Genomic DNA, 23,332 nt, shown 5'->3' on the forward strand with positions numbered 1-23,332 from the left:
TGCAACTGCCGTTTTCTTCTATAAAGTCTTATGCAGTTTCCAGAAATCAATGGTCTCCTGCAGATCCGCCTCGTCTTTAAAGAGGTTCATCTTCTTTCCTATGGCGATCGCCATATCCACATACATATTGGCTCGTGCAGTAATTACATGTTCGCCCACCACCAGAGCTTCCTTAACAGAGTGCGTCGATTCTATCCCCTCAAGAATGCCTGCGTTGTCTAATTCATCAACGCCGTTGCATATACCGGCAACCAGTTGTTTATGATCCACAACCGCTCTAATAAAGGAATAAACTTCTTCATTAGCAATGGATGAGATGTTTCCACCGGGCACCAAAAGCAGTTCTACATCTTTTGGGTCAATATCCTTTAACGCACAGCTTGCATTCAGTGAAAGCTTTTCCTGTGCAGTGACCGGCTTTCCGTCTATGGTGGCAAAAAGCAATTCGTGGCCACACAGTTGGAGAAAGTAGTTGATGATCACGATCTCATAGATACAACATGTCTCGTAAAGTAATACAACTGTTTTCATTTTTCACTCCTTTCCGAGCAATAACGGAAGAGATATCTTTTTCTCAAAATTTTTATTGAAAGAGATTAACCACTTTTCAACGACAAAACACCTCTATAAACAGATACACTCCACATATGCGAAGCACCATACATATAAATCCAATAATTCCAAGTATCACCCTTGCCCACTTATGTCTTCGTGCGTGTTCCATAACAAAGGTGCTGACCGACACAACAAAAAGAAAATAACCTCCGAATATTCCAATTAGGCAAATGAGTGGGACGGTATCCCTCCAGTGTGTTAAAAAAGCTTTTCTTACAATATATTTTGTAAAAATGAAATAAGAAAATATAGCTACAAGATAACAAAACATATCCATAAGATATAAGTATTTAAGGACACTGCGTCTATGAAGACGTATCATTGCCAGCAAAAGAAATATCATAATTATCGGCACATGTAGACACCATAAAATATACCCATCATTTATAATAATATCCACCTCCAATCCAATGCTGCTATGAAACAAATCGGGAGTTGCTGCTTTATTCCTGAAGCCTATTCATTGATCAGGCATGGTTTCCCGTCTCATTGCACCATGTCGCAATCTTCGAGAGCAGCTCCGAATCGATTTTCCCATATGGGATACGGATGGTTCCTTTGTCAACATGGTAGTCCTGTAATTCAGTAGCAAATTCTGTTACGGCTTCAGGTCCAGGATAAAATCCGATATGCTTTTTACAAGCAGCGAAATGCAGGATATTATGTCCTTTCCAGTATGTCGGCATGCTCCAGGAAATACGTTCCTCAGCATCCGGAAGTGCTTCACGGAGAATCCGGCGTAGGAAGCAAAGATCATCCCTAAACTCCTCACTCTGGTTCTCAATATATTCATCTATGCTCTTTGGCTTTTCGCCGCAGGAATGATCCTGGTTTTTATTCCTGAACTTGCGTCCACACTTCGGACATTTCCATTTCGCAGAAGGAGCCTCGTTTCGCAAAATCTTATCCAGCGGTCTGCCTTTTGCGAGCTCATCCACAAGTTTATCCAGCCAGCGGATCTTCTGCATCAATGGATCTTCAATGCTTTCAACTCTGATCCCACATACACTGCCTGCGATCAGGCGGCTATTGGGATTGATTTGCGGCGCTTCATCAAAGAAAGTTTCATAGGATACATCCCTTGCAAGCTGCTGCGCTATCTGCCCAGGTGTGTACCCGGTCAGCCAGCAGCATACCTCATCCACTTCCTCTTTGGTTCTTCCTTTACGTTCTGCTTTTGCAATAAGCATTGGATATACCTTTGCCACGCTCATTGAAAAAATTTTTTGATTGTCCAATGATCTCACCTCGTCGTTAAGTTCAAAGTTACATATTCCTACAGGCCAAGATTTATCTTTCTCATCTGGCTTTCGCGGATTTCTTTTCCGGAAGCTCTGTATACATACCATCCAGAAGTTCCAGAACAAGTGCCGTATCTTCAAATCTATCAAATACATGCATCAGTGTCTTTGAGCCTTCATACGGATAACGCAGTTCGGAATCTGCAAGCAGTCTGTCCGATGTCGGTGTTCTTTTTAAAAACAGTTCATTGTTGCAAATGTCACCTAGCAGCTTACCGTTAAAATATACAAGGTATCCGCCCATCATAGATTTTATGACAATATCACCTGCTACGGAAAAAACCTCACGAACATACTCGTTAAATTCATTCACTATGATTACCTCCTTCAAATTAAAATTTACATATCCCTACAAACCGGAAATCCCATTTTGGGCACAGATGCAGCATAAAAGCCCAATTTATGAAAATTCTACCAGTCTAATATTTTATCCTCACTTGCCGCCTTCCAAGCAAATAAAATTTCTTTTGCAAATCCCACTTGATATTTTCCTTTTCTGATAACCCTCTTCAATCAGCGGATACTTTATTATACCACTATGCATCCATTATTTACATAAAAAATGGTCGATAGAACAATCAATCTCCACCGACCATCAAAATCTCATCCTTCTATTTCCATACTTCTTTCCCTTTGCCAGAGCCAATTTCAAAATGATATTTTACAATTCCAAGATCAATCTTTGTGTAAAACCCAAACCCTGACACTTTTGCCATAACTTGATCACCGTTTCTTTCAAAACGAAACTTTTGCTGATTCACCGCAGTCGGTGCAAGCAAAGCCGCCTCCAGACCGGCCTTATACCAGGCAGGATCTCCATTTTTATAATCGCTGATTTCTGTGATGGCTTTCACTTTGTGATCCGCTCCGCTGTTTTCTCCATAGCCCAGAGCCACAACCAGATACCGCTTCTCTCCGGCATTCACTGCTCCCTGGGTCTTTCCCTTTTTATAGGTCAGCGCAACCCAGCAGGAATTGATTCCAAGCTCCTGCGCTTTAAGTACTACTCTTTCACCATAATATCCTGCTTCCATCTCTTTTCCTCTTTGACCTATAATGGCCAGATAATTCCTGCATCCTTTAGATTGTCCATATGTTGGTTTCCCAGCCTGAAAAGCCTCCGGTTCGTCTGTTATCAGTTGGATGTGCATACCGCCCTCACGATTGCACGCATCAATTTCCTGTTGCAATATTTTTATTGCTCCTTCTTCAAGCGCTTTATCCGTAAACCGCCTTACAGAATGTCTCTGCTTCATTATTTCCATCATATCCATGGTTGTTTCCTCCTTACATCTTAAAGATTTACTTCTCACACCGGAAAGATGTGTTTGACCCTTGAACACTTAATAATATAAACAATACAATAGGATCTTTCAGGGATATCCGTAATTTCCTGACGAAAACAAGACGTCCAGCTTTCCGATCCTGCAGTTATTCGCCTGCTTCCTCTTGCAAATCAACCCGTACTTTTTCTTCTTTGATTTTCACATCTTTATAGGGTAACTTTATCTCAAATTCACCACGGTTAACTTGTTTAAAGCCTAATTTAGTCACTTCGTCCATCGTAAGATTAAATGTTAGGATGGAGACTGTTTTGGGTCTGAAACATCCATGAACAGTGTATAAGCCAAAATCTCGCCCCTTGTAATAGCAATGTTTCTCCCATCTATAGACATTTCCAAGCTCCTTTACATCTACGAGACGAAAGCTACCGTAGATGTACTCTGTGAAGCCAGGTGTTTTTAATCCACTCTTGAGGATAAATTTCCCATCCTGTTTGTAAACAGTACATTTTCTTTCATTAAAAATAGTTTCTCCGATATACATCGCCCTCAAAAATGGATCCTCTTTTATGCAGTCTTCCACATATGCAGCCCGTTTTCTCCCGGCCGGTCGTCTCAACGCTGCACCATAACGTATTGTACTCGAAAGAAAGAGCAAGAATAAAATAGACATAACCACTATTATCTGTAACCCACTTAAATGCGGAAAGTCAGCCCAATTATAGACCATGCCGTAACCGAAAACTCCAGCAAGTGCCAAAGACACCAAGAAACGTATTAAATTTCCACTCTTGAGATTGTTGATTTTCAGGAATAATTTATCCGATAAGTGCTTAAGAAATAAGCGAATAAGTCCCATCTGGCTTCTTCTCCTGCTACTACATATTCATGGTTGACACTCCAACATCCCGCCAGGATATTATCCCGCTAGCTGCTTGTGCTATGGAATGCGTAAAACATTCAGCCTGAGCACTGTCCCCTGATACCTTACATTCTTAACTAATTCAGCCATCCTGCTCCTCCTTCGCAACGTTCGTTTTACGCAGAACTCATCGTTCGTGTGTCTCCCGTAGATTGTGTAGGCAAAGAGTAAAACTGGGATTAGTGTTCCTTATAGAATATAACATCTAATTTGTCTAACAATAACTTTTTCTTTCTAAACCATTTCGCAAACCATCTATCTGTCTTTGTCAATTCATTTATTTTCACCTCTACAGCTCTGATTTTCTTATCTCTGCAAACTGGGATTTACTAATTTTTTCCAATATTTATATATCAAAAAAATTAAATCCAAAATCTTGGGCAAAATCTTGATACTCAAAAGACGAAATAAAATTATATAAATTTTCTATTTCATCATTAGAGCATAATTTTTTATATAGGTTTGGATGTATAATTGTATTTGATGTACATTTCATAACAATATTTTGAATGAAAAATCCACTATATTGGGAGCATTCGACTAATATATTAAAGATATCGCTATCTTCCTTATGTGCGATTATATAAAATATACTTGGTTTATTGTAAAATTCTGGTATTATACCAAGAGAAATTGGATATTTTGATCCACATAGTTCCTTACAAGCAATACTTGCAAATAGCAATTTCCTATCTATTGGAAGAATGAAAATTTTAAAATCATTAATAAATTCAGGTTTCACAGTGCCATCATCTACAATAAATTTTTCAAATATACCTTTCAAGTTCTCATGTTTTTTGAAATCAAAGTCCACAGACAATACTTCTGACATTTTATTTAATTTATCTTTAGTAAAAGGTTTAATATCATTTATTACGAGATTATTATACTGCTTTTCAAAAATATCATTATTAATTGTTAATATTGTTTTTTCTTCCCATAAAAGATGACACAAATTACGATATGCATATAGAAATGAATATTCCTCTAAAGACGCTTTCTCTACAAAATCTTTAACTTCTATTAATTTAAATAATTTTGCATCGTGATTTTCTTCGCAAAAACCTTTGAATACTCCCGCTTTATTTATATGCTCTTTAACAAAAAAGGATTCTTCACCCTTTCTAATTCCCTGAGATACTCCCTTAATGGTCCAACAATAAACCATACCTTCTTCATCAGACAAATTTTTCTCTAACATTGCCTTTTGAAAACAATGAGAATCAATAGGCTTATTGCAACACCCTTTGTACATACACCTACTATTTTGGCTATTTTTCAGTAATCTATTGGCTTCAGCATTCAAAACAACATTTAATTTAGTTTTTTTATCATACACAATCAATTTCTCCGATATAATTTTTTTGAGTGGTATTATAAAATGTAATACACATTTATAAATTCAAATTTATGATACTGCCTCGCATTTCTCATCTTATTGACCAGAGGTCAATAAGCATCCCTCGCTCAAAGAGCTCGGTCAATTCAAATTTTCTTATCTCTACAAACTACGAATTATCGGTTTATCCAATCTTCCTTTTTTAAGCAGGTTATATGTTCTGTTCTCATTTCGTTCAGCATAGGACATGGAACATTTTCCTTCGTGTACTGATATTGAAATCCACATTTCTCCTGAACTCTCTTCGACTTGGTATTTCCGTCAAAATAGCCACACCATACTTTTTTAAGATGCACTTCTTCAAAAGCATGGCGAAGGATTTCCTGTACGGCCTCCGGAATCAATCCCTGTCCCCAATATGGGACTCCGATCCAATACCCTACCTCTCCTTCTGTATCAGGTATTCCGATGTTGCTTGCTTTTCCAACCATCAACCCAATGCTTCCAATAGCACATCCTGTGCCTTTGTCAACCACTGCATATGTTTCTGGGGCTGATAAAACATTGCGGATAATATCAAGACTGTTTTCTATACTTGTATGAGCAGGCCATCCTGCGATAGGCCCTACTTCAGGAGCACTCGCATATCTATGTAAATTTTCCACATCGGATTCTTCCCACGGACGAAGAATTAGCCTGTTTGTTTTTAGAATCATCCGTATTCCTCCCAAAAGACTCTGATTTTCACCGTCAATCAAACTTGAAAATCTGCTTTTTCAGAAGCATCTCCAACCCTGTGAATATGCTCCATTGTGATGGAATCCCCCTCAGATAGATCTCTGCAATTAATGACAACTGCTTTTCCTATAAACTGTTCCGGTGGAAACTGGTCTAATGTTTTTCCATGGGCAAATAAATGTGCCGGAGGATCCATATGTGTGCCCGTATGGCAGAACATGGATAATCTTGTTTCTTTGAAACCGTCCTTTTCATATGTGTTGGCAGGTTCCAGTACTGGTGGTTCCGTTCCTGGATAAACGGGCATATGCTCTCTGATTCTGTGTGTTAAATCAATCACTTTCATAAATTTTCCTCCACAACTTCAAACTATTGATGCTGACAAACAGGGATCTGTTTGCCTATTCATAATCCTTCGCACTGGCATCATTTAGGTCTTGATTTAGCAGTAAACTCTGGCAGACTGACTTTGATTACAGAAACGGAAGACGCCATTTTTTCACTGATTTCAAATTTTCTGCCAGTCTGATTCTCCATAAGCAGTTGAAGTCCCTTCATTTTTTCGTATAGATCCTCAATGATCTCGGCATAGCCTTTTCCAATAACAGACGCATATGTGGAACCATATTTACAAGGATCATCTCCCCCGGATACCAATTCGATATCACATTCCAATTCCACACAGGCGTTGGGATTCATCTGAATCAAATCCAGCTTACGCCCTTCTCGTGAGCCATGCATATAAAATATAAGGTTGTGTTTCTCTTCCTCATACTCATATCCATAATGCAGGGGAACGATATATGGAAATTTTCCATCTAATAGTCCCAAATGAAGTATTTTGGCTTTGTCAACAATCTGCAAAATTTCTTGCGTGTCTGTCACTTCCCGGTCTTTCCTTCTCATTTTTCACCTCCGCAGTCCCTGATTTTCTTATCTCCAAAAACCAGGAGTTATCTGTCCCAATTTGTCCATTTATCCTGCTCTGTGATTCTCCGAATCACTCTACACGGATTGCCTACTGCTACACTGTTATCCGGAATATCCTTCACAACAACACTACCGCCACCGATTACCACATTGCTGCCGATAGACACCCCTGGCATCACCTGAACACCAGCGCCAATCCACACGTTATCACCGACGACGATGGGGTACGCGTATTCCAATCCCTGATTCCGTCTTTCAAAATCGATCGGGTGTCCGGAGGTATGAAAGCCGCACGACGGCGCAATAAAAACATTATCTCCAAAAGTTACCCCTCCCGCATCCAGAATCACCAGACCATGATTGGCATAGAAATTTTCTCCCACCTTGATACGATATCCATAATCACACCAGAAGTCTGGCTCAATATGCACCAAATCTCCTGTTTTTCCAAGGATGTTTTTCAATACCCGGTGACGTTCCTCTACATCCTCAATCGGCAAGGAATTATATATCTGACACTTGGTTTTGCAGCGAACACGTTCTGCTTCCAGTTCTATATCATAATTTGCATCATAGAGTTTTTGATTCTCCATTTTTTCCTTTTCTGTCATTTGTACCTCCTGTCTATTCTAATGTAGTATCCCTAACATGCTTTCCTGTATCGTTTTTTTCAGGACTCTATTTGCCGTTATCAGTATCGGTAAAAATAGTGGAGCTGCACTCACTATAAAAATCGGTATCAGCCGAAAGAATATCAGCAAAACGGTGCCCCGTTTCTCATTCCAGGAGCTTCCCCAATCGCCGGTAACAAGGGGAACTACAGACTCTATAACGCCAAGATACCAACTGACAAATTCATTGTTCCCATTGCGAGGATTCATGATCCATCCGAAAAAGAACAAAGAAAAGGCAGGCAAATATAGAAACGCAAATAGAAAGCTATAACTTCTTGTTCTTTCAACAGCCTTTAAGCAGATGCTGTCTTTTTGCTCCCGGCTTGCTCCTTGCAACTTTGCATCCTTGAAGCACTCCCTTTCAAGCCTGTATCGAATATATTTATATAGCCAGGATTTTTGTAAGTTCCGTTTCATCCTTTTCATTGATCCACTCTTTCTGTTTTACAGAACAGGAGCCCATATCGCCCTTGTGTTGCCATAGTCAAATACCTCCAGAGTCTTCTATGGCAAGGCTACCGTCTATTTCTCTTCCTAATATCGTTAGCTGTTCCATATCATCTGAATCACTTGTACCAAATGGATGGAACGAGGTGTTTCCTGTAAGAGTTTTGTATTCCCTTGGTCTGGCTCTAAATGAGATTTTTTCGTCTTCCGTCACGATATCCAGCATTACGAATTTATCTTCCACCAAAGCCGACTGCTACTTTATCGGTGTTACCAGAGAAAGCATTCTTTCGCCAAGCTCCTTGACTCCAAGTTCCTCCAGCAGAGGACCCTCATACCCCATTCTAAGAATCATCTCATGATTGATGGGAACATGCATAGTAAGTCGCAGGCCACAATGTGGACCTTCCGCCGGTTCTTCATAAGCATATCCCCTCATTGTGTCACTGCTGATCCAAAATCCATTGGAGGGAGCATAGGATTCCAGACTTTGGAAGTTTCCTCTCTCATTTGAAAACGTTTCAAAATAAAACCGATGATGTTTTTTTCTTTGCCTTTCGGATCTAAACTCTCCGTTTAATATTTTTCCACCCTTCGGGCCAAACAGCAGATAACAAAACGTATAGCTATCCAGCTTCTTCTCGTCCGTATACTTTTCCAACCGATCCCATCGTAATACAGAGTATCTTTTCAAGCCATCTTCATTGACCCCATCCCCGTAAATAAAGTAATTCTTCGGAATTTTTACGGTACAGCCACTCCTCTGCGTGTCGTCCATTTCTATTCCCATGGATACTTCCATGACTCCTTTACTGTCTACGTACACTCCGGTTTCATCCGGTTGATTGGAGCTACATCCTGCAAGTATCACCAGCATTCCTGCCAAGAACGCCATTCTAATTTTTTTCTTCATGCTTCTTATCCCCTTTTACATCCTGACTTTTAGATGCTCTATCTTCACAATCTCGTATGTTGGGAACAATGCTTTGTAACGGATCCGGCTCCTGTCTGCATTCCCAAAAGCCGCTACTCCGTGATTTCTATCTGATTGCCTTCGATTGCCACGATGCAGCTTTCATAATATCCGTCTCCGGTTGTCCTTGGTCCGCTGATCACCTGAAAGCCTTCTTGCTGAAGTCTCGCTGTCAACGCATCCACCCCCTCTTTACTCCCTACAGAAAAGGCAAGATGTGCATAGCCTGTACGTGCTAACGGCTTTTCCAGATCCCACATCTTTGGCTTTTGCATGAGTTCCAGCCTTGCTCCCTCCTCAAAGGTTATAAAATAGGAGCGAAAACCCGTCGTTTTATTGTGATATCCTGCGTTGGCATGTCCTCCTAAATACTTGACAAAAAAGTCTTTCGCCCGCTCCAGGTCACTTATATACATGGCAATATGCTCGATCCTCATGTTTCCTCCCTATGCTTCTTTTTAAAAAATTTTCAAGCTGTTTCTCTGCCTTCCTGTCGAAAGCAAGCCTCTCGATGCCCCTTTTCCCTTTTCCCTTTTTCCTTTTCCCTCTTTCCCATACCCTTGGAATTTTTAGACATCCTTTTTTCTGTTTTTTAAATTAGCTTATTATACCATGGTTCCTACCTGATACACAAAAGGATCTCTGGAAATTTTTGTGGAATTTTTTCTGAGTTTTTTCTCTGAACCTTTTCCCTTTGACGTTTTCTTCCAGGTCCTGCGTTCCCTCCGCTTCGCAACAAGGACATAAAAAGCGGTGTCCCTACGCTTCCTTTACAGAAGCAAAAGATCACCGCTTTTACGATTTCCTATTTTATTTCATTGCCTGTAACAAGCCTTATAACGCCTGTGGAAAGTCTCTCCTTCTGAACCCTTTAGATTTCTTCCAACAGTTTTGTTACCAGCTTCTTAAAGTCCTTCGCCACTCTGTCTGCCGTCTCCTGCACTTCCTTATGATCCAGCTTTTGGGGAAGGATTCCGGCTGCCATGTTGGTGATGCAGGAAATCCCGCATACCTGCAGTCCCATATGTTTTGCTGCTACGGCCTCGCATGCAGTGCTCATTCCGACTGCGTCAGCTCCCAGGATCCTGCTCAGCTTCACCTCTGCCGGCGTTTCATAAGCCGGCCCTGTAAACTGCATATAGACACCTTCCTGAATGGCAACGTCACATTCCTTTGCCACCTTCCGGATCACTTCCTGCAGGTCCTTATCATAGACGTTGCTCATATCGGGAAATCTGGTCCCCAGCTCTTCCAGATTTTTTCCGATCAGAGGACTGGGCACGGCAAAGGCAATATGATCTGTCAGCATCATGAAATCTCCTGCCTGGAACGCAGTATTCACGCCGCCTGCCGCATTGGTCAGAACCAGTTTTTTGATGCCCAGAAGCCCCATCAGACGGGTGGGAAGCACCACTTCCTGCATGGTATACCCTTCATAAAAGTGTACCCTTCCCTGCATGGCAACGATAGGCGTCTTTCCTACATACCCAAATACAAACTGTCCCTTGTGTCCTGCCACGGTAGATACCGGAAAGCCTTCGATCTCCTCGTAGGGCACCCGTTTTTCCACCTGGATCTCTTCTGCAAAATCTCCCAGACCGGATCCCAGGATGATCCCCACTTCCGGTACAAAATCCGTTTTTTCTCTTACGCTGCCAAGACAGCGCTGCAATCTCTCGTACATTCTTTTTCCTCCTGTTCTGTCATGTATGATGATATCTCTTACCCCTCATAAGAGATGCTGTAACCTTCTGCCCGCTCTTTCCCAGATACGGCGCAGCCCTCTCCCGGTTCTTTTCATTTGGACAGGAGATATTCATCCGGCTCAATGATGCGGTCTACGATCTCCTTTAATTTCCTGTACTGCTCTTCTTCGATCACGATCTGATTTCCCACCTTCGTGACCAGTCCCTGCTCGCTGAATTTTTTCACGGAACGATTGATGGTTTTGACACAAAGCCCCGTCTCATCCGACAGCCCCTGACGTTCTCCCTTCATCCGCAGAACTCCGTCTTTTCCATACATTTCAAAGCGGCGCACCAGAAGCATGGCCAGACGATCCGACCCCTGCAAAAACAGAAAGGCTCTGCTGTCTCTTCCCTGCTGAAGCAGATATCCGCCCATAAGGCGCGCCTCTCTTTGCAGCGCGGACACATCCGATTTGATCCATTTTTCAAACTTTGCCACCGGAATCTTCAGGATGGTACAATCTGTCACCGTCTGCAGGGTGGTGCGGTACTTGTCCAAATCCAGCAGAACCTCCATCCCGCCCATGGCATAGACTCCTTCAAACCGCATAAAGTCAAACTGAATGCCATAGAACCGGTAATCGGTAGCCTTGATGACGCCGTCACCGATCAGGTATACATAGTCCACCGGCGCTCCTTCCTGCACAAATATGGTCCCTCTTTTCATTTTGTCGATGATGATGAAAGATTCCAAAAGCCAGATAGGCGCCGTCTTAAAATACGTTTCAAACAATTCCCTTCTTTCCTCCGGAATCCGGCTAAGAAAAGGAATCGCATGCTCCAAATAATTTTCCTTCATGAAGATCACCTGCACTTTTTCCAGAGTTCCTGTTTGACGAGATCGGAAGCAAATGCTGTTTCTATCGCATTCTGCGTCAGCTTCCTGATTTCCTCCTCCGTTACTCCATATGCCCCTGCAATATGAGCCATCTCTTCTTCTATACTGGTATTGCTGACTGTACGGTTATCTGTATTGACGGAAACCAGCAGATCGTTTGCCAAAAATTCCTGAATAGGGTAAAGCTCTCCCTCTTTCACCGCTTTTGTCTGCAGATTACTGGTGGGACAAAGCTCTACTCCCACCTGATTTCTTCTGCACAGCTCCATCGCCTGCTTCTGCCCGCGAAGAGCGATCCCGTGACCGATCCTTCTTGCTCCCAGTTCAATGGCTTCCGTTACATTTTCCACACTGCCGCATTCTCCCGCATGGATGGTAAAAGGCAGTCCCAGCTTTCGCGCCTGCAAAAACACCTCCCGAAACAGATGCATGGGATAGGCCGCCTCATTTCCCGCAAGATCCATGGCACACACCCCTTCTCCCAGAAATTCTCTGGCCGCCTCTGCCAGACGTAATCCATCTTCTACACTATGGTGTCGCATGGCACATACGATCACGTTATAGTAAACGCCACATTCTTTCTTCCCTTCGGCAAGCCCCTCCAGCACGGCTTCTATCACTTTTTGCGCCGTCAGTCCCTTTGAAACGGACAGCAGCGGTGCAAACCGAACTTCGATGTAGTCGATATTTTCTTTCTTTGCGCCAAGGAGAAACTCTTTTCCTGCTTTTTTCAGATTCTCCTCTGTCTGCAGATACTGCAGGGGAAGATCAAACTTTTCCAGATATTCTGCAAGGCTTCTGCATGCTCTTCCCACCTGTATCTCACTGGTTTCTACACGTCTTCCCGTCACCTCTTCAAACCATTCCCTGCTGAGGGAACCGTCCAGATGACAGTGCAGATCTAATTTTGGAAGTCTGTTTTCTCTTGTACACATACACGAGCCCTCCCCTGACAAAACGGCTTCACCCATTCTGTGATCCTTTGGATCACCGGTCCTGCGGAAACTACGGTCAGCAGTGTCACCACTCCCAGTGTTCCCCCCAGTAAAAATCCGGCAATCATCATAATTCCGTCAAACAGCCACTTGGCCTTCTTAAACTCCCAGTGCAGCCTGTCCCGGATCACCAGTGCGATCCCCGTCATGGGATCTACCCCGATATTCACGGCAATATACAAAGCCACGCCCAGATACAGCAGCAGACACCCTGCCACGCTGGCCAGAATCCGGCACCAGAGCGCATCTGCCACGAAAATTTTGGTATAAAAAAAGGAGCCTATATTGACACATGTTCCATATGGTATCAGATAAATCAGTGTCCCTATGTTTAAATACTCCCTGCCTAAAAACCACAATATGACCGCTAAGACCAGATTCACCAGGTTTGATGCCACACCCAGTTGTCCTCTGGTCAGTCCCAGGGCATTTCTTATGCCGTCATAAAAAATGCCCACGGGATCATTTCCCAGTTGTGCCATGGCGTTGAATGCCACGCCGAATCCGATACAGCAGATTGCGGCGCAGGCAATCAAACACCTTCTGGCGTCTATCTTGTTTTTCATCACTACTGGATGTTTTCAACCTTTACGATTTCTGTTGCAATGCCGGAAGCATCCTCTGCGACATCATCCTTTTGAACGGTAATGCTTCCATCTTTCAGTTTTCCAAAGATCTCATCATAGTCTTTCTGTGTGAAGTTTTTGAATCTGTTGGTTTCCATTGCCAGCCCTACGCCATCTTCTGCTGCCGTAAAGGTCAGTGTCTTTCCGCCTTCAAACTTCTTGTCATAGAAGGAAGCGATCGCATCGTATACGGAGATGCCAAGTCCCTTCATAGCAGAGGTGATAACGGTATCAGACTCACCGGACTGATCTACGTCTACACCGATCACAGTAGTTCCTTCTCCCTCTGCTGCTGCCATAACAGAGTTTCCTACTGCGCCGCCGCATGCGAAGATACACTCAACTCCTTCTGTATACCAGGATTTTGCCAGTGTCTGGTTTTCCGGAGAAGCCTCAAAGTTTCCTACATAGGTGTATTTGATGGATACGTCCCCTGCGTTTAAGCCCAGCTCTTTTGCTGCTGCGTCTGCTCCCTGGATATATCCGTAGCCATAACGGATTACGGCCGGCACTGCAATACCTCCCATAAATCCAAGCTTCTTGTATCCTTCTTTTACTGCTGCATAGCCTGCCAGATAGCCTGCCTGCTCCTCGGCATAGTAGATTGCCAGTGTGTTGTCTGCGATATCCACTTTTCCGTCTGCATCCTTTGGCTCTGCATCGATCAGGATAAAGCTGACATCCGGATATTTGCTCTGTGCTTCGTGGATCGGTCCTTCAAACAAGAATCCCGGAGTTACCACCAGCTTTGCGCCGCCCTTTACTGCCAGGTCGATGGCTGCCAGACACGCCTCATCAGATTTTTCTTCCGGCTTGTAGTATTTGTGGGAAATGTTGTTTTCTTTTGCATACTTCTCCAATCCTTCCCAGGATCCCTGGTTAAAGGATTTGTCGTCGATGGTTCCTACGTCGGTGATGAGCGCCAGTTCATAGCCCTCTCCCTTTTTCTTGTCTCCGTCGTCCGATGCCGCTTTTTTGCTAACGCATCCCGCTACCAGACCTACGGTCATTGCTGCCACTAAGAACAGACTCACTACTCTTTTTTTCATACTTTTCCTCCTTTTGTACCTCTTAGTACCCTTTTGTTCCTTCGCCTTTGATAAATGAAACAGCCGAACTGGTCCCGATCCGGTCGCATCCCGCCTGAATGAACGCCTCCATATCCTCCACGCTCTTCACGCCGCCTGCTGCTTTCATTTTCACCTGGCTACCTATATGCGATTTAAACAACAATATATCTTCCATTGTTGCACCGCCCGTTCCAAATCCGGTAGAAGTTTTGATGTAGTCTCCTCCGGCTTCTGTCACAGCCTTGCACATTGCGATCTTTTCTGCTTCCGTCAGATAGCAGGTCTCGATGATCACCTTCAGAATATGATCTCCCGCCGCCTGTTTCAGTGCTCTGATTTCATCTGTGACATACGAAATGTTTCCGTTTTTTACTTCTGCAATATTGATCACCATATCGATCTCTGACGCTCCGTCTGCGATGGCCTGCTTTACTTCCTCCACCTTTGCTGCCGTGCAGCTGTATCCCAGCGGGAAGCCTACCACCGTACAGATATTGATCTGATCCCCGTAAGTCTCGTGGATCCTTTTGATGTAAGACGGAGGCACACACACGGAAGCCGTCCCGTACTCTATCGCTTCTTTGCAGAGGGTATCAATATCCTCCCAGGAAGCAAATGCTTTCAACTGTGTGTGATCCACATGGCTTAACAATTCTTTTCTGTCCATTTTTCTCTCCTTTTTTAAAACCTCTCAACTGCTTCTTTCGTCACTCTGGCGTAGATCAGCGGCTCTTTCTTCGGAGCCTCTACCTGTATCCTGACGGAGCTGACATACTTCTTTTGTGCCTGTTCCAAAAGGCTGGAATCGGAAGTATAAAGCACTGCGATCACATCCTCCTTGGTCACATAATCTCCCACCTTACGCTTCAGAACGATCCCCGCTGCCGGATCAATGGCGCTGTCTTTGGTCTGACGGCCTGCGCCCAGCATGGAGGAAGCGATCCCGCATCCCTCTGTATCCATCGCTCCGATGTATCCTTCTTTTTCTGCAAATACCTGCATACTGTAGGGCGCCTTTGCAAAACGGGACGGATCCAGGATCACAGAAGCGTCGCCGCCCTGGGCCTCCACCATGGCCGCCAGTCTTTCCAGGGCGCTTCCGTCCTCAATCTTTGCTTTGGCAAGAGCCATACATTCTTCTATGGTTCCCTTCCCTGCCAAATATAACATATTTCCTGCCAGATGAATACACACTTCCGTCAGATCCGCGGGCCCGTTGCCTTTTAGGGTCTCCACCGCTTCCATGACCTCCAGGCTGTTCCCGATATTGTTTCCAAGAGGGATATCCATGTCTGTGATCAAAGCTGCCGTCTTTCGTCCGGCATTTTCTCCGATACTTACCATTTCCTTCGCCAGAGCAATGGAATCCTCCAGCGTCTTCATAAACGCTCCGCTTCCCGTCTTGACGTCCAGCAGGATGGCGTCACTTCCTGCCGCCAGCTTTTTACTCATGATAGAAACTGCGATCAAAGGAATACTGTCTACCGTAGCCGTCACGTCCCGAAGGGCGTATAGCTTCTTATCCGCCGGCGCCAGATTGCCGGTCTGTCCGATGATGCTAAGTCCGGTTTGGTTGACCACTCGGAAAAACTCTTCTCTGCTCAGATCGGTGCGCATTCCGGGAATGGCCTCCATCTTATCCACGGTACCGCCGGTATGCCCCAGCCCTCTTCCTGACATCTTTGCCACCTTTACACCGCAGGCTGCCACAATGGGTCCGATGATGAGGCTGGTCTTGTCGCCCACGCCTCCCGTAGAGTGCTTATCTACCTTGATCCCTGCAATAGCGGACAGATCCACCATGTCTCCCGAATGTGCTACCGCCTCCGTCATGGCAACCGTCTCTTCCTCCGTCATTCCCTGAAAATAGACAGCCATCAAAAACGCAGACATCTGATAATCCGGAATTTCTCCTGCCACATACCCTGAGATCACTTCCCGAATCTCTTCTTCCGTCAGGACACCTCCGTTTCTCTTTTTCATGATCACATCATACATTCTCATTATTTTCGTCTCTCCTTTATCTGCTTCCCTTATCATACGGAATACCCACTGCCTTCGGCGCCTGGGAATTCTTGGATGTAAATGCCAGCACCACTAAGGTGGCGATGTAAGGGAACATTTTGTAAAACTCATTGGGAAGAGGAAGCCCCTTCAACATAGGAATCGCTGAATAAGCGCTCGCCAGCGTTTTCATTACCGCAAAGAAAAATGCCGCATAGAAAATCTTCTTGCTCCTCCACTGTCCAAAGATCAACACGGCAAGAGCCAGGAATCCGTACCCCGCCACGCTGGCGTTAAATACGGTAGAGGTGGGGATGATAAACACCAGTCCTCCGATTCCGGCCATCACTCCCGAGATGAAGACTCCCGCATACCGGATCTTATAAACGTTGACTCCCACCGAGTCCGCCGCGCTGGGATGTTCCCCGCAGGCTCTCAGGCGAAGTCCAAATTTGGTCTTTTGGATCACAAAGGCCGCTACTGCAAAAATAACCAGCCCGATATAGGTCGTAATATAGGATTTCTGGAAAAGCATGGGCCCGATCACCGGGATCTTTCCCAAAACAGGCACACTGTCGATCCGGAAGGTGTTGCTGAAGGGAATCTGCTGTACACCCAGGATCATCCTGGCCACCAGTACGGCAAAGGCCGGTGCGAACATATTCAGCGCCGTACCGCTGATGGTCTGATCCGCCTTCATGTTTACCGCTGCAAACGCATGCAGCAGGGAGAAAACGCCTCCCACCAGTCCCGCTACCAGAATCGCCAATATCAGCAGAGCCTGTCCGGTGATCTGATGCTGGAACAAATGGATAAATACCGTTCCTACTAAAGCCCCCATGATCATGATTCCTTCCAGAGCAATATTGACAACTCCGCTTCGCTCAGAATACATGCCTCCCACTGCCACGATCAGAAGTGGAATGGCAAAAAACATAGTCTGCTGCATGATAAAATACAAAATACTCATTTTACGATTCCTCCTTCTTTGATTTTTTCATCCGTCTGCTGTGGATCAGGTTCTGGATCAAAAGTGCAAACGCTCCGCAGTAGATGATGGCAGAGATAATAATGTCAATGACCTCTGGCACGAAGTCAAACAGCTGCATGTTGGATCCGCCCACGGTCAGGTGGCCGATGAACAGACCGGCAAACAGGATCCCTACCGGATTGGACTGTCCCAGAAGTGCCACGCAGATTCCGGAAAAGCCTTCCGGTGCGATAATATCCAGTACCTGCAGATATTTTCCCGTATTGGACAGGTACAAAAGAGCTCCTCCCATACCGGACAGGGCTCCGGCAATGATCATGGACATCACAATATTTCTCTTGGCGCTGATTCCTGCGTATTTGCAGGCATTGCTGTTTTTTCCACAGGCCTTCAGCTCATAGCCGAACACTGTCTTGTTCAAAATGATATGTACAAGGATCACACAGCCGATCACCAGAAGGATCCCCACATTTAGTTTTGTCCCGGCAAACAGCTGATCCAGCCCTGCCGTAGGAAGGTTGGCGCCCTTTGCAACCGGAAGAGACTGGTTTTTGATCTGATCATAGATGGTCTTTGCGATCAGAAAGTTCACCAGATACATTCCGATATAATTCATCATGATAGAAGAAATTACTTCGTTTACATTACGGTAAGCCTTTAATACTCCCGGCACCATTCCCCACAAAGCACCTGCCAGGGTCGCTCCCAAAATGCAGACCAGACAGTGGATCCCCGCCGGCAGGAAGGTACATTTTACACCGATAAATACTGCCACAAACGCCCCCGCCGTAAACTGTCCGGAAGCTCCGATATTAAACAGTCCTGTCTGGAAAGCAAATCCCACCGACAGTCCTGTCATGATGATGGGAATCGAATAATACAGCATCATTCCGATCCCTGTGATCCCATCTGTAAAAGATCCCTGGATGATCATCATAAAACCGCCGTAAGCCTGGGACGGATTGCTGACGATCAGGATCAACAGTCCAAACAAAAGACCAAATATAATGGCAAGGATGGAAGAACTCAGACGAACGGCTCCTTCTCCCTGCATCCACTTACTTTTTCGCTTCATGACTCACACTCCTTTTTGCTCCTGCCATGTAAAGTCCCAGCTCTTCTACCGTTACTTCCTCCGGCTTTACATCTGCTACGATCTCTCCCTCATACATCACGACGATCCTGTCGCTGACATCCATTACCTCATCCAGCTCCAGAGATACCAGAAGCACTGCTTTTCCTGCATCTCTCTGTGCGATCAGCTGTTTATGGATATATTCAATGGCTCCTACATCCAGACCTCTGACCGGCTGGACTGCGATTACGATCTCCGGATTCCGGTCCAGCTCTCTTGCGATAATGGCCTTCTGCTGATTTCCTCCGGACATTCCTCTTACTACACTGTCCTCTCCTCTGCTGGAACGGATATCAAACTGGTCGATCAGCTTTTTCGCATACTCCCGGATGGCATCAAACTTCAAAAACCCGTTTTTCTGGAACCGATCCAGGTAATAGGTCTGCAGAACCAAATTTTCCTGCAGGGTGTAGTCCAGCACCAGTCCGTCCTTATGTCTGTCCTCTGGAATATGTGCCACGCCGTCCAGGCATTTCTGCCGGATGCTCTCTCCTGTAATATCTTTCCCATTCAGGAATACCTTTCCTTCTTCCATGGGGATCATGCCGGTGATCCCATAGATCAGCTCCGACTGTCCGTTGCCGTCGATCCCTGCGATGGTCAGGATCTCTCCCTTGTGAACCGTAAAGGACACATCCTTTACCACATCTTTTCCGTGCTTGGAATGGATCGTGGCATTTTTCACCTCAAATACAGGCTCTCCCGGCTGAAAAGGAGACTTTTCCACATGGAGATTGACTTTTCTTCCCACCATCATTTCCGACATCTCTTCCTTGGAGGTTTCCGCCACCTCAATGGTTCCGATGCTCTTCCCTTTGCGGAGCACGGTACACCGGTCCGCCACCTGCTTGATCTCATCCAGCTTGTGCGTAATGACGATGATAGACTTGCCCTCTGCTACCAGCTGTTTCATGATCTTCATCAGTTCATCGATCTCCTGCGGCGTCAGAACGGCGGTCGGCTCGTCAAAGATCAGCATTTCATTGTCACAGTACAGCATCTTGAGGATCTCCACTCTCTGCTGCATTCCCACCGTGATGTCGGAAATGTGCACGTCCGGATCGATCTTAAACTTATATTTTTCGCTAAGCTCCATCACTTTTTTTCTGGCTTCATCCATCTTCAGGACGCCGCCTTTGGTGGTCTCATGCCCCAGCACAATGCTTTCCAGTACGGTAAAATTATGTACCAGCTTAAAGTGCTGATGAACCATTCCGATCCCCAGATCGTTGGCGTCGTTGGGGTTATTGATCTTTACCGGCTTTCCTTTGATCTTGATCTCGCCTGCTTCCGGCTGGTACAGTCCAAACAGTACGCTCATAAGCGTGGACTTCCCTGCGCCGTTTTCTCCCAGCAACGCATGAATCTCTCCTTTTTTTACCTTCAGCGTCACATCGTCATTGGCTTTGAATGTTCCGAACTGCTTGGTAATGTGATTCATCTCAATTACGTATTCCACGTTCCCTTCCTCCTTTAGAATCTACTCTCCTAAGTCCTCCGGTCCGAATCCGCAGGGCAGAAGCTCGCGAAGCTTCCACTCTTTGATCCCTCCCTTTCCGTCTGCCAGAAGAATGCAAAAGTCTTCCGGACTGCAGAATTCTCTCATCACCTGTCTGCACACACCGCAGGGCGCACAGACATTTGTAGGCTCCTCCCCTTCTTTGGCTCCCACAATGGCGATTTTTTCAAAAGCTCTTTCTCCCTCGTAAACCGCTTGAAAGAAAGCTGTCCTTTCTGCACAGTTGGTGGGCGTATAGGCTGCATTTTCGATATTGCATCCATGATAGACCTTCCCGCTCCTGGTCAGCAGCGCCGCTCCCACCTGAAAGTGGGAGTAAGGCGTATAAGCCTGAAGCCTTGCCTTCTTTGCCTCCTCAAATAATTCCTGGTTCGTCATCACATGATCTCCTTTTTAAAGCTGGTGCCGTCGGCGATATTGTTTACCTGGAAAATGTCCAGGATGGTTGCCGCAATATCTGCAAAGGTACTTCTGGTTCCCAGATTGACATTTTCTCTGATCTGACGCCCGTATGCCAGGAAGGGCACCTGCTCTCTGGAATGATCCGTTCCTTTAAAGCCCGGGTCACATCCGTGATCTGCTGTGATCATCAGGATATCCTCTTCCTTCATATCGGCTATAAAGGTCTCCAGCTGCTCATCAAATACAGTGGCCGCCCTGGCGTAGCCTTCTATGTCGTTTCGGTGACCGTACACCATGTCAAAATCTACCAGATTGACGAAACAGATCCCGTTGAAATCCTGCTGCAGCATTTCGATAGCCTTTTCCATCCCGTCCACGTTGTTCTGGATCCTCTGTGTATGTGCGATCCCTTTCCCCGCAAAAATATCATAGATCTTTCCGATTCCGTAAGTATCGTATCCGGCTTCCAAAAGAGCGTCCAGCATGGTGTCCCTGGGGGCAGCAGAGAATAGTCGTGTCTGTTGGCTGTTCTCTGGAAATTTCCCGGTTCTCCCACAAACGGTCTTGCAATGACTCTTCCCACCCCGTGTTTCCCCGTCAGGATCTTTCTTGCTTCCTCGCAGTACCGGTAAAGTTCTTCAATAGGAACGATCTCCTCATGTGCCGCGATCTGGAATACGCTGTCGGCAGACGTATAGACGATCAGCTTTCCTGTCTCCATATGCTCCGCTCCAAAATCCCGGATCACGTCCGTTCCGGAATAGGGCTTGTTGCAAAGCACGCCTCTTCCCGTAACCCGCGTAAACTCCTCCAGGATCTCCTCCGGAAATCCATCCGGATACGTAGGAAGCGGTTCTCTGGAAATCAGACCTGCAATCTCCCAATGTCCGATGGTAGTATCCTTCCCTCTGGACGCTTCCGTCAGTCTCCCACAGGCTCCTTCCGTCTTTTCCGGGGACGGCAGGTAATCCACCCCGTCTATCTTCCCCAGACCGATCCGGTTCATGCAGGGCGTCCTGTACGCCGCATTCGCCGCAATGCTTTTCAGGGTATTGGACCCTGCATCGTCAAAGTCTGCCGCATCCGGAGCATTCCCCACTCCGAAGCTGTCTAATACGATTAGAAACACTCTGTTCTTGTTTTTCATATATGTTCCTCCATTACAATGCCACAACTTATTTGGTCATGGTAACAATGACTTCCTTTTCTGACTTTTTCTGTCCTAATTATAGTAGACTTTACAATCACCAAAAAGGACAGGAGTCCTTTTTTACTTATTCGGTATCTTATTTGTAAGAAATATATAGTTTTTCCATTTTGTTTTTATGCACTTTCACTTTTTTCTTTCCTTTTTTTCTTCCATCCTTCATGTTTTTCACTTTTATTGCTCTGTAATTGTTTACAAATTTCTTTTTTTTCCTTATAATTTTACTATCGTTATCAGTGTGATTTTCACTGAAAAAAGAAAAGGAGAGAGAAAAATGAAAAATGTATTTCAAAAGTGGAACAGCATCAGTCTTGTAAAACGGATCATATGCGGACTTGCAGTCGGTATCATCCTGGGACTTCTGGTTCCGAAAGCAACCCCTATTTCCATGCTGGGAAGCCTGTTTGTAGGCGCCCTGAAGGGAATCGCACCCATACTGGTATTCTTTTTGGTTATCAGCGCTCTTTGTAACCAGAAAAAAGGACAGAAGACCAACATGAAGTTCGTTGTCTTCCTTTATATGCTGGGAAATGTTCTGGCAGGTCTTGTGGCAGTTCTTGCCAGCTTCCTCTTCCCCACTACGCTTACTCTGACAGACAGCGTAGAGGAAATGACCGCTCCGGGCGGCGTGGGAGAAGTCCTGACCAATCTTTTGATGAACCTGGTAAAAAACCCGGTGGCATCCATCTCAGAAGCAAATTACATCGGTATTCTGGCCTGGGCGATCGTATTTGGTATCGCGTTAAAAGGCGCCAGCGACACCACCAAAAATATGCTTGACAACGTAGCCGAGGCTGTATCTCATGGCGTAAAATGGATCATCAGCTGCGCACCCTTCGGTATCATGGGTCTGATCTTTACCACCGTTTCCGAGCAGGGTCTGGATGTTCTTCTGGACTACGGAAGACTGATCCTTGTACTGGTAGGAAGCATGGCTTTCCTGGCGCTGGTGGTAAATCCTATCGTAGTGTTCCTGTGCATCCGCAAGAACCCGTACCCACTGGTATTAAAATGTCTCAAAGACAGCGGTATCACCGCATTCTTCACCCGCAGCTCTGCTGCAAACATCCCGGTGAATATGGAGCTTTGTGAGGAGCTGGGCCTGGATGAGGACACCTATTCTATTTCCATCCCGCTGGGAGCAACGGTAAACATGGGCGGAGCTGCTATTACCATCTCCATCCTTGCACTGGCAGCCGCACACACTGTAGGTATCCACGTAGATATTCCTACTGCTCTGATCCTTTGTATCCTTTCTGCAGCAAGTGCTGCAGGAGCTTCCGGAGTAGCCGGTGGTTCCCTGCTTTTGATCCCGCTTGCCTGCAGCCTGTTCGGTATTCCAAACGACCTGGCAATGCAGGTGGTTGGTGTTGGATTTATCGTAGGTGTGATCCAGGATTCCTGCGAGACTGCTCTGAACTCTTCCACAGACGTTCTGTACACAGCCATTGCAGAACTGCGTGACAGAAGACTCCATCCGGAGCACTATGAAGCAAAATAATACATCCCAAGCTGTGATGTAACAATAATCGCTTACGCGTAAAAAAGTCCCCGTTTTCCTGCCTTAGGTCAACG

At 45.4% G+C, this 23,332-nt stretch carries 26 protein-coding genes and 1 pseudogene; 1 reads left to right on the top strand and 26 read right to left on the bottom strand.

Annotation, left to right across the window (positions count from 1 at the left end; genetic code table 11):
- Nucleotides 1-18: 18 nt before the first annotated feature.
- The 26 genes and pseudogenes from FYJ34_RS03255 to FYJ34_RS03380 form a co-directional block, all read right to left on the bottom strand.
- Nucleotides 19-531: a DJ-1/PfpI family protein gene (locus tag FYJ34_RS03255; protein ID WP_154476212.1), complete on the bottom strand. Its 513-nt coding sequence runs from the start codon at nt 529-531 to the stop codon at nt 19-21.
- A gap of 551 nt (nt 532-1,082) precedes the next feature.
- The gene (locus FYJ34_RS14125; protein WP_330582513.1) at nt 1,083-2,012 is read right to left on the bottom strand and encodes a DUF2200 family protein; all 930 of its coding nucleotides are present in this window, start codon (nt 2,010-2,012) and stop codon (nt 1,083-1,085) included.
- Complete coding sequence (locus FYJ34_RS03265; RefSeq protein WP_330582514.1) at nt 1,915-2,229, bottom strand: TfoX/Sxy family protein; 315 nt, start codon at nt 2,227-2,229, stop codon at nt 1,915-1,917. Before FYJ34_RS03265 ends, FYJ34_RS14125 begins: the two co-directional genes overlap by 98 nt.
- 298 nt (nt 2,230-2,527) lie before the next feature.
- Entirely contained in the window at nt 2,528-3,190 is a 663-nt protein-coding gene (locus tag FYJ34_RS03270) for a nitroreductase family protein (protein WP_154476216.1), read from the bottom strand.
- Between the two features lie 157 nt (nt 3,191-3,347).
- Entirely contained in the window at nt 3,348-4,058 is a 711-nt protein-coding gene (locus FYJ34_RS03275) for a hypothetical protein (RefSeq protein ID WP_154476218.1), read from the bottom strand.
- A 409-nt stretch (nt 4,059-4,467) separates the two neighbouring features.
- Nucleotides 4,468-5,460, bottom strand: coding sequence for a hypothetical protein (locus FYJ34_RS03280; RefSeq protein WP_154476219.1), 993 nt, complete (start codon nt 5,458-5,460; stop codon nt 4,468-4,470).
- 176 nt (nt 5,461-5,636) lie between these two features.
- On the bottom strand, nt 5,637-6,176 hold the full coding sequence (locus FYJ34_RS03285) for a GNAT family N-acetyltransferase (protein ID WP_154476221.1): 540 nt from the start codon (nt 6,174-6,176) through the stop codon (nt 5,637-5,639).
- 38 nt (nt 6,177-6,214) lie between these two features.
- Entirely contained in the window at nt 6,215-6,544 is a 330-nt protein-coding gene (locus FYJ34_RS03290) for a cyclase family protein (RefSeq protein WP_154476223.1), read from the bottom strand.
- A gap of 80 nt (nt 6,545-6,624) precedes the next feature.
- Nucleotides 6,625-7,104 (bottom strand): pyridoxamine 5'-phosphate oxidase family protein, encoded by a 480-nt coding sequence (locus tag FYJ34_RS03295; RefSeq protein WP_154476225.1) that lies wholly within the window; start codon nt 7,102-7,104, stop codon nt 6,625-6,627.
- A gap of 47 nt (nt 7,105-7,151) precedes the next feature.
- Nucleotides 7,152-7,739, bottom strand: a complete 588-nt coding sequence (locus FYJ34_RS03300; protein WP_154476227.1) for a sugar O-acetyltransferase — start codon at nt 7,737-7,739, stop codon at nt 7,152-7,154.
- An 18-nt stretch (nt 7,740-7,757) separates the two neighbouring features.
- A complete protein-coding gene (locus tag FYJ34_RS03305; RefSeq protein WP_154476229.1) occupies nt 7,758-8,228 on the bottom strand; it encodes a hypothetical protein in 471 nt (156 codons plus the stop codon).
- Between the two features lie 58 nt (nt 8,229-8,286).
- Nucleotides 8,287-8,493, bottom strand: a complete 207-nt coding sequence (locus tag FYJ34_RS03310) for a hypothetical protein (RefSeq protein WP_154476231.1) — start codon at nt 8,491-8,493, stop codon at nt 8,287-8,289.
- A gap of 12 nt (nt 8,494-8,505) precedes the next feature.
- Nucleotides 8,506-9,162: a YgdI/YgdR family lipoprotein gene (locus tag FYJ34_RS03315; RefSeq protein ID WP_154476233.1), complete on the bottom strand. Its 657-nt coding sequence runs from the start codon at nt 9,160-9,162 to the stop codon at nt 8,506-8,508.
- Between the two features lie 113 nt (nt 9,163-9,275).
- A complete protein-coding gene (locus FYJ34_RS03320; RefSeq protein ID WP_154476235.1) occupies nt 9,276-9,659 on the bottom strand; it encodes a VOC family protein in 384 nt (127 codons plus the stop codon).
- 434 nt (nt 9,660-10,093) lie between these two features.
- Nucleotides 10,094-10,906 (bottom strand): purine-nucleoside phosphorylase, encoded by an 813-nt coding sequence (locus FYJ34_RS03325; RefSeq protein WP_154476237.1) that lies wholly within the window; start codon nt 10,904-10,906, stop codon nt 10,094-10,096.
- Between the two features lie 113 nt (nt 10,907-11,019).
- Nucleotides 11,020-11,769 carry a Crp/Fnr family transcriptional regulator gene (locus tag FYJ34_RS03330; protein WP_154476239.1) on the bottom strand — a complete coding sequence of 250 codons (750 nt, stop codon included), beginning with the start codon at nt 11,767-11,769 and terminating at the stop codon, nt 11,020-11,022.
- Nucleotides 11,770-11,774: 5 nt separating this feature from the next.
- Nucleotides 11,775-12,743 carry an adenosine deaminase gene (gene add / locus FYJ34_RS03335; RefSeq protein WP_154476241.1) on the bottom strand — a complete coding sequence of 323 codons (969 nt, stop codon included), beginning with the start codon at nt 12,741-12,743 and terminating at the stop codon, nt 11,775-11,777.
- On the bottom strand, nt 12,710-13,369 hold the full coding sequence (locus FYJ34_RS03340) for a YczE/YyaS/YitT family protein (protein WP_154476243.1): 660 nt from the start codon (nt 13,367-13,369) through the stop codon (nt 12,710-12,712). Before FYJ34_RS03340 ends, add begins: the two co-directional genes overlap by 34 nt.
- Before the next feature lie 2 nt (nt 13,370-13,371).
- Entirely contained in the window at nt 13,372-14,478 is a 1,107-nt protein-coding gene (locus FYJ34_RS03345) for a BMP family lipoprotein (RefSeq protein ID WP_154476245.1), read from the bottom strand.
- A gap of 22 nt (nt 14,479-14,500) precedes the next feature.
- Nucleotides 14,501-15,166: a deoxyribose-phosphate aldolase gene (gene deoC / locus FYJ34_RS03350; protein WP_154476247.1), complete on the bottom strand. Its 666-nt coding sequence runs from the start codon at nt 15,164-15,166 to the stop codon at nt 14,501-14,503.
- Nucleotides 15,167-15,180: 14 nt separating this feature from the next.
- On the bottom strand, nt 15,181-16,503 hold the full coding sequence (locus tag FYJ34_RS03355; RefSeq protein WP_154476249.1) for a pyrimidine-nucleoside phosphorylase: 1,323 nt from the start codon (nt 16,501-16,503) through the stop codon (nt 15,181-15,183).
- A 16-nt stretch (nt 16,504-16,519) separates the two neighbouring features.
- Nucleotides 16,520-17,473 (bottom strand): ABC transporter permease, encoded by a 954-nt coding sequence (locus FYJ34_RS03360; RefSeq protein WP_154476251.1) that lies wholly within the window; start codon nt 17,471-17,473, stop codon nt 16,520-16,522.
- 1 nt (nt 17,474) lies between these two features.
- On the bottom strand, nt 17,475-18,569 hold the full coding sequence (locus FYJ34_RS03365) for an ABC transporter permease (protein ID WP_154476253.1): 1,095 nt from the start codon (nt 18,567-18,569) through the stop codon (nt 17,475-17,477).
- The gene (locus FYJ34_RS03370) at nt 18,553-20,088 is read right to left on the bottom strand and encodes an ABC transporter ATP-binding protein (protein ID WP_320651949.1); all 1,536 of its coding nucleotides are present in this window, start codon (nt 20,086-20,088) and stop codon (nt 18,553-18,555) included. The genes FYJ34_RS03365 and FYJ34_RS03370 overlap by 17 nt, the downstream gene beginning before the upstream one ends.
- A 21-nt stretch (nt 20,089-20,109) precedes the next feature.
- Nucleotides 20,110-20,526: a cytidine deaminase gene (gene cdd, locus FYJ34_RS03375; protein WP_154476255.1), complete on the bottom strand. Its 417-nt coding sequence runs from the start codon at nt 20,524-20,526 to the stop codon at nt 20,110-20,112.
- Nucleotides 20,526-21,697 (bottom strand): annotated as a pseudogene (locus FYJ34_RS03380) (phosphopentomutase). Before FYJ34_RS03380 ends, cdd begins: the two are co-directional and overlap by 1 nt.
- A gap of 334 nt (nt 21,698-22,031) precedes the next feature.
- On the opposite strand from FYJ34_RS03380, the gene sstT reads away from it, so the two are divergent.
- On the top strand, nt 22,032-23,258 hold the full coding sequence (gene sstT, locus FYJ34_RS03385) for a serine/threonine transporter SstT (RefSeq protein WP_154476257.1): 1,227 nt from the start codon (nt 22,032-22,034) through the stop codon (nt 23,256-23,258).
- Nucleotides 23,259-23,332: the final 74 nt, after the last annotated feature.

The sequence above is a fragment of the Suipraeoptans intestinalis genome (genome assembly GCF_009696485.1).
In the GTDB taxonomy this organism is placed as follows: Bacteria; Bacillota; Clostridia; order Lachnospirales; family Lachnospiraceae; genus Suipraeoptans; species Suipraeoptans intestinalis.